The sequence below is a fragment of the Oceanospirillum sp. genome (assembly GCF_982874595.1).
The window spans coordinates 117445-131504 of the sequence record NZ_CEYNZH010000003.1 but is presented as its reverse complement, the minus strand read 5'-3'; the positions used below and the strand labels follow the sequence as shown (position 1 = coordinate 131504).

The 14060-nt window shown below is 48.7% G+C and carries 16 protein-coding genes; 14 read left to right on the top strand and 2 right to left on the bottom strand.

What is annotated here, in order from left to right; genetic code table 11:
- Positions 1 to 11 precede the first annotated feature (11 nt).
- The 9 genes from AC4GL5_RS02725 to AC4GL5_RS02685 all read left to right on the top strand — a co-directional run bounded on the left by AC4GL5_RS02725 (position 12) and on the right by AC4GL5_RS02685 (position 8378).
- Positions 12 to 740 carry an RNA polymerase sigma factor FliA gene (locus AC4GL5_RS02725; protein ID WP_490381247.1) on the top strand — a complete coding sequence of 243 codons (729 nt, stop codon included), beginning with the start codon at positions 12 to 14 and terminating at the stop codon, positions 738 to 740.
- An 86-nt stretch (positions 741 to 826) separates the two neighbouring features.
- A complete protein-coding gene (locus AC4GL5_RS02720) occupies positions 827 to 1204 on the top strand; it encodes a chemotaxis response regulator CheY (RefSeq protein ID WP_202931181.1) in 378 nt (125 codons plus the stop codon).
- A gap of 57 nt (positions 1205 to 1261) precedes the next feature.
- The gene (locus tag AC4GL5_RS02715) at positions 1262 to 2050 is read left to right on the top strand and encodes a protein phosphatase CheZ (RefSeq protein WP_490381246.1); all 789 of its coding nucleotides are present in this window, start codon (positions 1262 to 1264) and stop codon (positions 2048 to 2050) included.
- A 12-nt stretch (positions 2051 to 2062) separates the two neighbouring features.
- Positions 2063 to 4246, top strand: coding sequence for a chemotaxis protein CheA (locus tag AC4GL5_RS02710; protein ID WP_490381245.1), 2184 nt, complete (start codon positions 2063 to 2065; stop codon positions 4244 to 4246).
- Between the two features lie 17 nt (positions 4247 to 4263).
- A complete protein-coding gene (locus AC4GL5_RS02705; RefSeq protein ID WP_490381244.1) occupies positions 4264 to 5400 on the top strand; it encodes a protein-glutamate methylesterase/protein-glutamine glutaminase in 1137 nt (378 codons plus the stop codon).
- 48 nt (positions 5401 to 5448) lie between these two features.
- Positions 5449 to 6249 carry a ParA family protein gene (locus AC4GL5_RS02700; protein ID WP_490381243.1) on the top strand — a complete coding sequence of 267 codons (801 nt, stop codon included), beginning with the start codon at positions 5449 to 5451 and terminating at the stop codon, positions 6247 to 6249.
- A 1-nt stretch (position 6250) separates the two neighbouring features.
- A complete protein-coding gene (locus AC4GL5_RS02695; RefSeq protein ID WP_490381242.1) occupies positions 6251 to 7357 on the top strand; it encodes a chemotaxis protein CheW in 1107 nt (368 codons plus the stop codon).
- Positions 7358 to 7430: 73 nt separating this feature from the next.
- On the top strand, positions 7431 to 7922 hold the full coding sequence (locus tag AC4GL5_RS02690) for a chemotaxis protein CheW (protein ID WP_417596810.1): 492 nt from the start codon (positions 7431 to 7433) through the stop codon (positions 7920 to 7922).
- Positions 7923 to 7943: 21 nt separating this feature from the next.
- A complete protein-coding gene (locus tag AC4GL5_RS02685; RefSeq protein WP_490381241.1) occupies positions 7944 to 8378 on the top strand; it encodes a DUF2802 domain-containing protein in 435 nt (144 codons plus the stop codon).
- Between the two features lie 109 nt (positions 8379 to 8487).
- On the opposite strand, the gene AC4GL5_RS02680 is transcribed toward AC4GL5_RS02685, so the two are convergent.
- Positions 8488 to 8844: an EscU/YscU/HrcU family type III secretion system export apparatus switch protein gene (locus AC4GL5_RS02680; protein WP_490381240.1), complete on the bottom strand. Its 357-nt coding sequence runs from the start codon at positions 8842 to 8844 to the stop codon at positions 8488 to 8490.
- Positions 8841 to 10754: a flagellar hook-length control protein FliK gene (fliK, locus tag AC4GL5_RS02675; RefSeq protein WP_490381239.1), complete on the bottom strand. Its 1914-nt coding sequence runs from the start codon at positions 10752 to 10754 to the stop codon at positions 8841 to 8843. Before fliK ends, AC4GL5_RS02680 begins: the two co-directional genes overlap by 4 nt.
- Before the next feature lie 313 nt (positions 10755 to 11067).
- On the opposite strand from fliK, the gene ccmA reads away from it, so the two are divergent.
- From ccmA to ccmE, 5 genes are all read left to right on the top strand, one after another.
- The gene (gene ccmA, locus AC4GL5_RS02670; protein ID WP_490381238.1) at positions 11068 to 11715 is read left to right on the top strand and encodes a cytochrome c biogenesis heme-transporting ATPase CcmA; all 648 of its coding nucleotides are present in this window, start codon (positions 11068 to 11070) and stop codon (positions 11713 to 11715) included.
- Complete coding sequence (gene ccmB / locus AC4GL5_RS02665) at positions 11715 to 12464, top strand: heme exporter protein CcmB (RefSeq protein WP_490381237.1); 750 nt, start codon at positions 11715 to 11717, stop codon at positions 12462 to 12464. The genes ccmA and ccmB overlap by 1 nt, the downstream gene beginning before the upstream one ends.
- 28 nt (positions 12465 to 12492) lie before the next feature.
- Positions 12493 to 13245 carry a heme ABC transporter permease gene (locus AC4GL5_RS02660; protein ID WP_490381236.1) on the top strand — a complete coding sequence of 251 codons (753 nt, stop codon included), beginning with the start codon at positions 12493 to 12495 and terminating at the stop codon, positions 13243 to 13245.
- A 92-nt stretch (positions 13246 to 13337) separates the two neighbouring features.
- The gene (ccmD, locus tag AC4GL5_RS02655; protein WP_490381235.1) at positions 13338 to 13517 is read left to right on the top strand and encodes a heme exporter protein CcmD; all 180 of its coding nucleotides are present in this window, start codon (positions 13338 to 13340) and stop codon (positions 13515 to 13517) included.
- Positions 13514 to 13975 carry a cytochrome c maturation protein CcmE gene (gene ccmE, locus AC4GL5_RS02650; RefSeq protein ID WP_490381234.1) on the top strand — a complete coding sequence of 154 codons (462 nt, stop codon included), beginning with the start codon at positions 13514 to 13516 and terminating at the stop codon, positions 13973 to 13975. Before ccmD ends, ccmE begins: the two co-directional genes overlap by 4 nt.
- The last annotated feature ends 85 nt before the right edge of the window (positions 13976 to 14060 follow it).

Genomic DNA, 14060 nt, shown 5'->3' with positions numbered 1-14060 from the left:
GGTCGCTATCTATGGCTCTGGTAATGAGTTCAGGTATGTACTATTCCGGCAAAACAGTGACAAGCAGTCTGGTTGACGAGCATGCTCCTTTGGTCAAGAAAGTTGCTCAGCATCTTCTAAGCCGGCTGCCCCAAACCGTTATGCTTGATGATCTGATCCAGGCGGGGATGATAGGTCTTATTGAAGCCTCTCAAAAGTTTGATGGCTCGAAAGGTGCGAGTTTTGAAACATATGCTTCGATTCGTATTCGGGGTGCAATGCTTGATGAGGTTCGCAGGTATGATTGGGCTCCTCGCTCTGTTCACAGAAATAGCCGAAGGGTTTCCGAGGCGATTAAACAGGTTGAGGCTAGGACGGGCCGTGATGCCCGTGATAGTGAAATAGCAGCCGAAATGGGGGTTACTGCCGAAGAGTATAATCACTATGTGCGCGACACTGCCGGAACTAAGCTGTTCAGTTTTGATGAAATAACCGATAACGAAGACAGTAGCTTCGAGGTGGCGGATGAAACATCGGCAGAGCCTGATGAGGCTGTTGAAGGTGGTGCGTTTCAAAGGGCTTTGGCAGATGCCATCGCTGGGCTTCCTGAGAGGGAACAAATGGTTTTGGCACTTTATTACACTGAGGGTTTGAATCTGAAAGAGATTGGTTCGGTTCTCGATGTAAGTGAGTCAAGAGTCAGTCAGATACACAGCCAGGCAGCCTTAAGGCTAAGGTCTCGTTTATCTGAGTGGAAGTAATTACATTATATATATTTGATAAATGAATAATTGTAGTATTCTAGTAGTGGCAAATTGGGTGAGTGGAGGTTGCCTTGGATAAGAATATGAAGATTCTCATTGTGGATGATTTTTCCACCATGAGACGGATCGTCAAAAACCTGCTTCGTGACTTGGGTTTTACTAATACGCATGAGGCTGATGACGGTCTGACCGCCATCCCTTTATTGGAAACAGGCAACTTTGACTTTCTGGTAACGGATTGGAATATGCCAGGTATGACAGGTTTTGACCTGCTTAAGACTTGTCGTGCTGATCCTAAACTGAAAGATTTGCCTATTCTGATGGTTACAGCAGAGGCCAAACGTGAGCAGATTGTTGCAGCGGCTCAGGCTGGTGTAAATGGCTATATTGTTAAGCCTTTCACGGCTGCCGTTCTCAAGGAAAAAATCGAAAAGATTTTTGAACGAATTGAACAGCAGTAATTGGCTGCTGGGAATTTTGGCCAGTCAAGTCATTCATTAAGATAAAGGTCTCAGGTTATGGCTCTGAAAAGCCCGGGTGGACAGCAAACAACCGAGTTCGAGCAGATACTCAAAGAAAGTACCTCTGAGCTGATGGAAAAAGTGGAAAACGGTAATCTGAGCGATGCCGTTAACCTTATCCAACGTATCAATGATGAGCGAAACCGAAACTTGTACCTGGAAGTAGGGCGTCTGACTCGTGCTTTGCATGATGCTATAACCAATTTCCATATTGATGTTGGTGCTGGTAATCCTGTTTCGGAAGAGATGTCGCAAATGGCAAATGCGACAGATCGACTGAATTATGTCATAAAAATGACACAGGATGCGGCCAATCAAACGATGGATAAAGTTGATGAAAGCGCTCCAGTTGCTGAACACCTACGTGAGCAGGCAACGTCTTTGCGACAGGATTGGGCGCGCTTGGTTCGACGGGAAATGAAACCGGACGAGTTCAGAGACCTTTATCGAAAAATTGATGATTTCCTGAAGGAAACTGAAGATCAGGCAGGAACACTTTCCAGCAATTTTAACGATATCCTGCTCGCTCAGGGATATCAGGATTTGACTGGCCAGGTCTTGATTAAAGTGATCACCCTTGTTCAGGAAATTGAAGAAAACCTCGTAAATCTGGTTTGTATGGCTGGTCAGGTGGATCAGATTACGGGGATTCAGCACGACACCAGTGATCGGGTTGCTGAGGAAGCGCATGCTCCTGAGGGGCCGATTGTTAATGCAGAACAGCGGAAAGATGTTGTTTCCGGGCAGGATGAAGTTGATGACCTGCTATCGAGTCTCGGCTTTTAAGGAGAAGTATGGATGAGCTTTGAAGTCGATCAGGATATTTTGCAGGACTTCTTAATTGAAGCAGGTGAAATCCTTGAATTGCTGTCTGAGCAGTTAGTCGATCTGGAGCAGTCTCCTGATGATCCTGATCTCCTGAATGCAATTTTTCGTGGCTTTCACACGGTTAAAGGTGGTGCGGGGTTCCTCCAGCTCACGCCGCTAGTGGATTGCTGCCATGTTGCTGAGAATGTCTTTGACACGTTGAGAAAACATCAGCGTTCGGTAACACCTGAGTTGATGGATACCGTACTGAGTGCACTGGATACGGTTAACGAGATGTTTGAAGAGGTTCGTTCCGGCCAAATGCCGGATAGTGCCGACCCTCAATTGATTAGTCAGCTTGAGTTTTTTGCACAGCCTGAGTCTGAAGCCGTGCCTCCTGCAGAGCCAGCGCCTGAACCTGTTGTTGAGGCTCCTGTCGAGCCCGCAACTGAACCTGCTGTTGAAGCTCCTGTAGAGCCTCCGGCCGCAGCGGTGCAGGATGCCGAAGGTGATATTACTGATGCTGAGTTTGAATCCCTACTCGATGCTTTGCATGATGGTGGTGCGCCGACAGCGGCCCCGACCCCATCAGAACCGAAGAGTGATCCTGTTACCGATGCTGCTTCAGGTAGTGATGAGATTACTGAAGAAGAGTTTGAGGCACTTCTGGACCAGTTACATGGTTCAGGTCAACCACCAACACCTGCATCTCCGGCGGCCGCTGAAAATACGCCTAAGCAGGAGTCTGCTCCAACGACAAATTCCGGTAGTGATGACCTGATTACTGATGATGAGTTTGAAGCACTTCTGGATGAACTGCATGGTAAAGGTGGGGCTCCTGTTAGTCCTGATACTGTAGCTTCAAAAGAACCTGCTAAGCAAACTGAGCAAGCTCCTCAAGCAGTTTCAAAGCCTGCTGTGTCAGCAAAAGCAGCAGCATCAGCTCCTGCAGCCCCAGCTGCAGATAAGAAAGTCGCTCCAAAGAAAGAAACGGCTCCTGCTGCTGAGACAACGGTCCGTGTTGATACCAGTCGACTCGATGACATCATGAATATGGTTGGCGAGCTGGTTTTAGTTCGTAACCGACTGGTTCGTCTTGGTGGTCAGAGCTCTGACCCTGAGGTTGCAAAGGCTGTTTCAAATCTAGATGTTGTAACTGCCGATCTTCAGACATCAGTTATGAAGACCCGAATGCAGCCAATCAAAAAAGTATTTGGCCGTTTTCCTCGGGTTGTTAGGGATCTGTCCCGAAAACTGAAGAAAGAGATTAATCTGCGCCTTATCGGTGAAGATACTGACTTGGATAAGAACCTTGTTGAAGCCTTGGCTGATCCATTGATTCACTTGGTGAGGAATGCCGTTGATCATGGCATTGAAGGTCCTGAAATACGTGAACAAAAGGGTAAGCCACGTGTTGGTGAGGTTGTTCTGTCTGCTGAACAGGAAGGTGATCATATCCTTTTGACTATCAGTGATGATGGTGCAGGGATGAACCCTCAGGTTCTGCGTAATAAGGCTGTGGAGAAAGGACAGCTGGATCAGGATGCTGCCGATCGCCTTACGGATCAGGAAGCATTCAATCTGATTTTTGCAGCGGGTTTATCGACAAAAGAAGAGATCTCAGACGTGTCTGGTCGTGGTGTGGGTATGGATGTTGTGAAAACAAAAATTTCACAATTGAACGGTACCATTAACGTTTGGTCAGAAGAGGGTAAGGGTTCCAAGATTATCATCAAGGTGCCCCTGACTCTGGCTATTATGCCTACACTGATGGTTATGTTGGGACAGCAGACTTTTGCTTTGCCTTTGGTGAATGTTAACGAAATTTTTCAACTTGATATTTCGCGGGCTAACATCGTTGACGGCCAGGAAGTTTTAGTTATTCGTGAGAAAACACTGCCTCTTTTCTATCTCAAAGAATGGCTGGTGCATGGATCTGATGTCAGTCGAGAACTGAAAAATGCTCATGTTGTGGTTGTTTCTGTCGGAACACAAAAAGTGGGCTTTGTAGTGGACCAGCTAATCGGTCAGGAAGAGGTTGTTATTAAACCATTAGGTGAGATGTTGCATGGAACGCCAGGTATGGCGGGCGCGACAATTACTGGTGATGGCCGAATAGCCCTGATTCTGGATATTCCGGGTATGCTGAAACATTACGCCAGAAGCTCGCGATAGGGTTTTAAGGACCTGATATGCCAATTACGGTTTTAGTAGTCGATGATTCTGGTTTTTTCCGTCGTCGGGTTTGCGAGCTATTAAGCACCGATGCTCGTATCAAGCCAATCGGTACTGCAAGTAATGGTCGCGAAGCTGTAGAAAAAGCGATCGAGCTTAAGCCTGATGTCATCACGATGGATTATGAGATGCCAGTACTCGATGGCATCTCTGCTGTCCGTGAGATTATGCAAAAGGCGCCTGTGCCTGTACTAATGTTTTCTTCACTGACACATGAAGGTGCCCGTGTGACTCTTGGGGCATTGGAAGCCGGTGCAGTGGATTATTTACCCAAAAACTTCGAGGATATTTCTCGCCGGCCTGATGAATTGGCCAAAGCTCTCTGCGAAAAAGTCATTGAAGTTTCCCGAAGCCGCCGCGGTGCATTGGCATCTGCAAGTCGTTCTTCAGTGCGTGCACAAGAGCCTCGCCGACCTATAGCCAATAGGCCGGCTGTTCCCGTGTCACCGCCCGTGACTGGTGGTGTGAAGAAAGATTCTGTCGCAAAGCCTGTTTTAACGGCTAAGCCAAGTAAACCTCAGCCACGACATTTTGATTTGGTCGCTATTGGGACGTCTACCGGAGGGCCTATGGCTCTTCAGAATGTACTGACTCAATTACCTGCAAGTTTCCCTGCCCCATTGCTTCTCGTTCAGCATATGCCGGCGGCATTTACCGGTGCATTTGCTGAGCGCTTGAATGGCCTTTGCAAAATCCAAGTTAAAGAAGCTCAGGATGGTGATCTGTTAAAACCTGGGTTGGCATTGCTGGCGCCCGGTGGTAAGCAAATGGTTGTCGATAAGCGTGGCAACTGTGTGCGAATTTTGGCTGGTGATGAACGTTTAAACTATAAGCCATGTGTGGATGTGACCTTTGGCTCTGCTGCAAATGCTATTAAAGGCAACATTCTGGGCGTGATAATGACAGGTATGGGTGCTGATGGCCGGGATGGATGTCGTATGCTGAAAGAGCATGGTGCTACTATCTGGTCCCAGGATGAGGACAGCTCGGTTATTTATGGCATGCCAATGGCTGTGGCAAAGGCCGGATTGTCTGATGAAGTTTTAAGTCTGAATGACATCGGATACCGATTGTCGACAGATGTTTCCCGTTAAAGTAGAAAACGATAAAGCAATAATAACTGGCAAATAAGGGATACTTTCATGCATGTTTGGGCAGTAGCCAATCAGAAAGGTGGCGTTGGTAAAACAACATCAACCGTAACCCTTGGAGGCCTTTTGGCAGACCAGGGGCATCAGGTGCTGCTGCTTGATCTGGATCCGCATGGGTCTCTGACCAGTTATTTTAAGTACGACCCTGATGGTCTGCAGAAAAGTGCCTACGATCTTTTTCAACAGGGCAAGAATATTCCTGAAGAGCTTCCCGAAAGCCTTCTGATGGATACCGGCCACGATCGTTTAAAGTTGATACCTGCATCGACGGCCTTGGCTACACTTGAGCGCCAGGTAAGTGCTCAGGGGGGAATGGGGCTGGTTATCTCAAGGGCTTTAGCGCTGCTTTGGAACCGTTTTGATTATGTTTTGATTGATAGTCCGCCTGTACTTGGTCTGCTAATGATTAATGCTTTGGCATCAGCCCAGCATCTGATTATCCCTGTGCAGACTGAGTTTCTGGCTATCAAAGGTTTGGAGCGTATGATGCGGACGCTGAGTATGGTCACTCGTGCCCGTAAAAATGAATTACCTTATACAGTAGTCCCAACGCTTTATGACCGAAGAACGCAAGCTTCCGTGCAGAGTCTGCGACTTTTGAGAAACACTTATCCAGAAAATATCTGGAACTCTATGATTCCGGTTGATACCAAATTCAGGGATGCCAGCATGGCGGGAATGCCGCCTTCAATGCTGGATTCCCAGAGTCGAGGTGTACATGCTTACAATGTGTTACTAAAACACCTCTTAGAGAAGCAAACCGACCACAGACAAAAACCGGGGGCTCAATAGAATGGCTCACGACTCCCAAGACTTTTCATCTCCTCAGGAAGCGATTGAAGGCTACCTTGAGGCGTTGCTGCAGGACGTTGCCGAATACGACGAACCTGAAGCGAGCAGTATAGATGAGTCTTCTGAACCTGCTCCCCATAAAGCCAGCCCTGAGCAGACAGAGCAAATAGAGATTGAGATTCCTGTATCTTCTTCTGAAGAAGTAGCTGTTGATGAGTCCGGTGCAGTAAGTACCTTTCCTGACGAAGAGGGTACGCGTGTATTTGCTCCGCCTTCTGCTCGTGAGTATGCCCGAGAGGCAGCGGCTCAGATTCGCCAAAGACAACAGTCCACAGCGGTAGATCAACCCAAGGTTGATGTCGCTTTCCAGGACGCACCTGCTATTGTTATGCCGGAGCTTAAGGTTGCTGAGCCTGAAATTGAGACTAAAACCGAAGCGATTGTTGAAGAAAAAGTTGAGTCAGAACCTCAAACGGTAGCTCCGGAGCCGCAGGTTGAGATCGCAGAGCCAGAGATTTCAGCTGCAGATCCTATTGCTGATATTCAGACAGAGATTGAACAAGATAACCGGATTGCTGAAGAAACAGGTCTGGAAGTAAAAGAAAATGAAGGCTGGACTGACGGTCGCCCTGATTGGGCTCAGGGGCGCTTTGAGTGTCTGCTGTTTGTTGTTAAAGGTCTGAAACTTGCTGTTCCACTCGCAGAATTAGGTGGTATACACAAACTTGAAAAAGAACCAACGCCGCTGTTTGGTCAGCCGGGCTGGTTCTTGGGCATTGTCAGGACTAACAATATGAATGTTGGTTTGGTGGATACTGCCCAGTGGGTGATGTCTGAACATATTAATGATGATCACAAGCCGGATTTCCGCTTTGCTATCCGCATCCATAATAGCGAGTGGGGCTTGGCATGCCATGAGGTGGCAGAAGCTATTTCACTGGACCCCAGCGAAGTTAAGTGGCGCACTTCTCTGGGGAGAAGACCTTGGTTGGCAGGTACTGTCGTTGATCATATGTGTGCACTGATTGATGTTGCGGCTTTTGCCCGATTACTGGATAGCGATAAAGTACCTGTTGATCTGCAGGCACTGATGGCTGATGAAGAATAATTGACCGTTAAACGGTTATGAACAGAGCTTAGTTTTGACGAAGCAAAACTAACGATTTAGATGGAGCATTCGCATGGCAAATGTTGTTCAAGCTAAAAATGCAGCGGGATCTGATGATCCGATTCTGCAGTACGTAACCTTCCGTCTGGCGGATGAAACATACGGCATCAATGTGATGCAGGTTCAGGAGGTTCTTCGCTATACAGAGATTGCACCGGTTCCGGGTGCACCTTCATATGTCTTGGGTATCATTAACCTGCGTGGTAACGTGGTCACGGTCATTGATACCCGTCAGCGCTTTGGTTTGATGACCGCTGAGACAACGGATTCAACTCGTATTGTTATTATCGAAGTTGACCAGCAGGTTGTTGGTATTATGGTTGATTCGGTATCCGAAGTGGTTTATCTCCGTCAGTCCGAGATTGAAACAACACCTAATGTGGGTAACGAAGAGAGCGCCAAGTTTATTCAGGGTGTTTGTAATAAGAATAACCAGCTGCTTATTCTGGTTGAGCTTAACAAGCTGATGAGTGATGAGGAGTGGGCAGAAGTCGCAGCGCTTTAATCTGCGGCTTTTGAGTGTTTTATGCAGGATTCTTTGGCAAATCTCATTCTTTGGGCTGTTGTTATTATCGCTATACTGGTCTCAGTCTATAGCGTAATGCAGGTATTGACACTTCGTCGCTTGTTGGATCGCAATAAGCACGAGACTCAGATGTTAGTTCAGTCGCTTCGAAATGAAACCCATGCGATGGGCAGTGGCTCTATTGGTGTAGGACAGCGTCTTCTGGATGTTGAAAAAAAGCTCAATCACACGATGGAGCGTCAGACCGATCTTGAGCAGAAGGATGTTGGCAGCCTGCCATACAACTACGCTATTCGCTTGGTTGAGATGGGAGCGACATCTGATGACCTTGTGGAGAACTGTGGTCTTGCCCGTGTTGAAGCGGATCTGATCGCTTTAGTACATAGTGAGCTTCGGAATCGCCAGAGATCAGACGCCAGTCTGGAGACTTTCTGACGCTGCCACTTTGCTGGAAAGAACACACGAACACTCCTACCATACAAAAGCACCCATCTAGGGTGCTTTTTGGTTTTTAGCTAAAGAGTTCTGATTCTGTTCACTCTGGTTATGACTGATATCGGTTTTTTAGCATATCACGACGGGTCAGTACTTCTTTGCGTACTTTCTCAGCCCCACCCTTGGATCGTTCAAGCTGATAGATAAAAGCAATAATCTCTGCAATGGCCATATAGAGAAGTTCAGGGATTTCTTCGCCAAGCTCTACCTGAGCCAGGGCCTGAACTAAGCTATTATCCTCGTATACGGGGATATTATGTTCTCTGGCCAGCTGCACGATCTGATCAGCGACCAAGTGCTCGCCTTTAGCGGTTACCCTAGGGGTGCTATAGCCTTCATATTGCAGTGCAACGGCTTTTTTGCTGCCTTGGGATCTGGGGTTCACAATGGAATTTTGTCTGCTCATGCTTTCAAGTTCAGAACGCCGGGTTTAGGTTGCTGTTGCGGTGTTCCTGCCTGACAACGAACCTCTTCAATCTCAATACCTAATGCTGTCAAACGCTCTTTAAGTTCATGGAGCTTCTTACTGACACCGGGTAATTGTTCATCCTGTTCAACCCAGAGATGGGTTTTCAGCTTCTCGTTCTGATACAGAAGACGGGCGTGAAGGTTGCCCAATTCAGGTGGCGAGAAGCTTAGATCGATCACCCAGCGACGTTTGTATTCTTCTCCGGGCTGAAGATCCTGTTCTTCCGGCCAGATCTCCTGATCTATTTTGACCTTAACTTCGGAAAGTTGCCCATTAAGAGCAATTGGAATATCTGTTTGGATAGCGGTACCTGTTGCAGGCTCTGCTCCTCGGGTAGCGGGGCTACTTTGTAGTTGATTGCTTCTGATTCTTGCAAGACCTTCCTGTAATGTTCTTGCCAGCTGATTTTGTACTGTTTGCTTGCCATCTGCTGTAGCTTCAGCGCTGACTTTTGCATTGTTCGTTGTTGCCCGATCTGAGCTGCCTTCAGTCTGATTGCCGCTACGGGTGAGTTGACGGAAAATCTGGAAAAAAGCCCCTTTAAGATCATCACCCACCGGAGTAAGTGGTGTACCACTGCCAGGGATTGAAGCCTGTTGCAGAGCCTGCATCATAACCGCCTCGTGAAAGACACCGCTGCGTTGGATGCTTTGTTTAACAGCCTGTCCGGTAGGTGCGGTCTCGGCAGATAGTTTAAGTGTTGTCTTGTCGATAATCTGCATCGCCTGCTGCAGTACAGGATTGTCCCTGACAGCAGTGCTAAGCTGCGGTAGCAGGGCCTGAATTTTGCCCAGTGTTTCTGACACTGGTTGTTGCACCGGGAGAGATTCTCTGAGCGCTGCCATTGCTGTTTGTTGAAGGGCTGCTTTCTGTGCAGCCTGATTAGCGATAGTGCTATTGGATTGTACCGCCGGATTCTGAGTCGTTTGCTGGTTTTGAGCGACAGACTGATTCTGGGGTAGCTGTACTTTAATAATGTCGACCTGAGCACTACCCGCCTGGCGAAGTGTAATCTGGGTTCCGGCAGGCAAGGGTTTGAGCTGTGGTAGCTCTACACTTTGCCCTGTTTGTGGAATCAGCACCCTTACTGGATTATTTGATACGCCTGTTTGGTTCAGGAGCTGATTAAGGGTTGTTGTGGTTGTCTGCTGAGCTATTTGAGCCTGCTGCTGAATACCTGTCTGTGTACCCGATTGTGCTTGTTGTTGGCCTGCTTGGGTTTGCTGCGGAGTGCGAACCTGAGCCTGGCCTTGGCTCTGAACGACGGAGCCGTTTTTGATAGTTGATGTTGCTTGTGTGCCGGACTGGGAGTCTGAGTTATTCGGAGTAGACGCGGTAGTTCTTATATTAAGTATGGAGGGACTGACTTGCATTGAGGTGCTTGCTGCCGGTTTCAGGGCGGATGTAGCGCTGGCAACGGCAGCAGCCATAGTTGCAGCGGTTTGAGCTTTAACCTGATTAACCAGCGCCTGAGCTGCAGACTGGGTGTTTTGAGCCTGGGCGGTTTGAGTCAGGGCAGCCAGCTGGTTGGCTGTTGCCTGAGCTGAAGCTTGGGTTGCCGCGGTTTGAGTCGACTGTGAGGCAGAAACCTGGGCAGAACCTGGCTGGGAAGACGCTGTTTGCGTCGTCGGCTGACCAGAGCCTGCCTGTCCCTGCTGAGATGCCTGGCCTTGAGCCGTTTGGCCGGATGAGGTCTGGCCGCCAGAGTTCTGCTGAGCACCACCAGAGTTCTGGTTTTGGGCTGCTGCATTCTGGGGCACCTGAACAACTGCCAGTGCTGTCTGTCCCTGACTCAGGCCGGTATTACCACTGACGGCTGCCCGGATCGCTCCCATCAGTGCAGCCATCTGTTGATCTATCCGTGTCTGTGCGACGTTTTCTAGCATAACAACCTGTTTTTCAGCATATTTATGAGTGCTTATGACGAATCAGACCTTGATTCAGGTCTGTAGCGCAACTGTCTGAATCGTAGTAAAGTGCGCACCTTTGTGGGTTTCTAGGGCTATAGCCTAATAGAGCAATCCAGCAAATTTCGTCGGTCTGTTCCAGTCTAGGCTGAGTTTGCCATCGGGGTCACCAATGTTTTGCCCCAAAACATATAGCCAAACTCTGAAAGGGAACAGAAGCTTTATCGGCAGGTCCATCAAAAAGGTTAGATACGTGCAAGAATTGCTATCAGGGCAGGGACTGGCATGTGAGCGGGATGACCGGTTGCTGTTCAGTGATCTCGATTTTAAGCTGCATTGCGGAGATGTGTTGCAGATTGCAGGGCCTAATGGGACCGGCAAAACATCCTTACTGCGTATCCTTGCTGGCTTGCTGCCAGACTATGATGGCGAGCTTTTTTTTCAAGGTCACCGCGTTTCTGATGACCCCGATCGTTTTCGTGAAAACCTGCTCTTTATCGGACATCAGCCGGGTATCAAACATAATCTTACCCCGGAAGAGAACCTGCGTTGGTATCAGTCGCTTTATCATCCTGCGGATACCGATCAGATCTATCATGCTCTGGCTCAGGTCAAACTCACCGGCTTTGAGGATGTACCCTGCTATACGCTGTCAGCAGGACAGCATCGCCGGGTCGCACTTGCTCGCCTTTTTCTTCATGCGGCACCTTTATGGATTCTGGATGAGCCATTTACAGCGATCGATCAGGGTGGTGTGAGGGAGATTGAGCAGTTGCTTGCTGATCATGCTCAGCAGGGCGGTGGGGTTATTCTGACGACCCATCACAATCTTTCGCTGCCGACGGAACTTAACGTGATTCAATTAGGTCAGAGTCACCAATCTGAAACGGAGCAAGTCTGATGGCGAATGATATCAACCCTCAACTTGCTCAGGAAAAACAGCGCGTTTTGCGACGTGAAGAGGGTGTGCAGACCAGTAGTTGGCGCGCGTTTACCGGCACGCTGAAGCGGGATCTGTTGCTGGTGTTTCGTCGCCGTTCAGATATCGTGAATCCTTTGCTGTTTTTTACCATCGCGGTGACCCTTTTTCCGTTGGGGATCAGTCCTGAGTCAGACTTTCTGGCACAGATTGCCGCTGGTGTACTCTGGGTTGCTGCGTTACTGGCAACACTGCTGTCTTTGGATAGTTTGTTTCAGCAGGATATGGCTGATGGTTCTCTGGAGCAGTTAGTGATCAGTCCTCATCCATTAGCTGTTATGGTTTTGTCTAAGGTACTGGTCCACTGGTTGGTAACAGGCCTTCCTCTGACCTTGCTGGCACCCTTGCTGGGCGTGATGATGTTTCTGCCAGATGATGGTTTTGGCATTCTGTTTCTGAGTCTGTTGCTGGGGACACCTACGCTGAGTTTAGTCGGTGCTATCGGAGCAGCACTAACGGTGGGGCTGCGTCGTACCGGAGTACTGATGACTTTGTTGATTTTACCGCTGTATATTCCTGTTCTGATCTTTGGTACCGGCTCTGTTATTGCGGCGGTAAACGGAATGGCAGTGGCCGGTCACCTGGCTATTATGGGCGCAATGTTTATGACAGCGCTGGTTCTGGCACCTTTGGCTGCCGGTGCGGCATTGCGTATCAGCCTGAATGGTTAATCGAAAGAAGAGAGTTTGAGTAAGCATCATGTGGAAAACATTTGTCGCCTGGTTTCACCGAATGGGCTCACCAAAGTGGTTTTATGAGATTACCGGTCGCTGGATTCCCTGGTTTGCCGCTGCCGCTGTTCTTCTGATTACGATCGGAACTATCTGGGGGCTGGCTTTTGCTCCGGCTGATTACCAGCAGGGAAATAGTTTCCGGATTATCTATATTCATGTCCCTGCGGCAATTCTGGCGCAGTCTATCTTCTTTGCCATGGCGATAGCCGGTGGTATCGGTCTGATCTGGAAGATGAAGGTGGCCGATATGGTTGCTAAGTCTTGTGCTCCTGTTGGCGCTACTATGACCTTCATCGCTCTTTTTACCGGTGCTGTGTGGGGGAAGCCGACCTGGGGAGCCTGGTGGGTATGGGATGCCCGTCTGACCTCAATGCTGATTCTGCTATTTCTTTATTTTGGTGTAATCGCTCTGCAGTCCGCGTTTGACAGCAAGCAATCTGCGGCGCGTGCCAGTGCCATTCTGTCGCTGGTAGGGGTGGTGAATATCCCGATCATCAAGTATTCCGTTGAGTGGTGGAATACTCTCCATCAGCCAGCCACGTTCAAACTGACGGAAAAACCGGCAATGCCTGCGGAAATGTGGATGCCGCTTCTGGTGATGGTGATCGGTTTTTACTGTTTCTTTGCTGTGATTCTGATGATGCGTACCCGTAATGAGATTCTGGAGCGTGAGAAGCGTACCCAGTGGGTTCAGGGATTACTCAGCAATAAGGGCTGATGAATAATTGAAACGTGATTGAACCCTGAGCCGTCCGCTTGTCGAATAGAGGCAGTGTGCAGCGGCTCATAAAGAATCTGTTGAGAAACGTTATGTATTTTGAGTCTTTTTCTGAGTTTTTAAATATGGGTGGTCACGGACTGTATGTCTGGATGGCCTATGGGTTAAGTGCTGTACTGCTGGTGGTTAATGTTGTGCTACCTATTATGCACAAACGTCAGCTGGTTAAAGAGCAGGCGCGTAAGTTGCGCCGGGAGCAAAAAACATCATGAATCCAAAGCGTAAAAAGAAACTGGTCCTGTTAAGTTCTATGGTTGCTGCTGTAGCGGTTGCTGTTGGACTGGTGTTATTCGCGTTGTCAGAAAACATCAATCTTTTCTACACCCCTACGCAGATCGCAGAGGGCGAAGCTCCTGTAGGACAGCGCATCCGCGCCGGTGGCATGGTCGTGGAAGGCAGTGTCGTTCGTGCTCCCGATAGTCTGGATGTTGAGTTTGCAGTGACAGATTTCAAACATGACGTCGTTGTTAAATACAGCGGTATCCTGCCGGATCTGTTCCGTGAGGGGCAGGGTATTGTCACCATGGGTTCTATGAATGCCGAAGGACAGTTTGAAGCGTCTGAGGTTCTGGCTAAGCATGATGAAAACTATATGCCACCGGAAGTGGAAGCAGCGCTGAAAGCCAGCGGTAAAACGGCTTCTGGCGAGAATACTGCGCTGGCACAATAACGCAATAATGAGCGGGCCCGATTGATTCGGGCCTTGTTCTATCTGAAATCTGCCTGAGTCCTCCCGTAACGGACCGGCAGCAGCA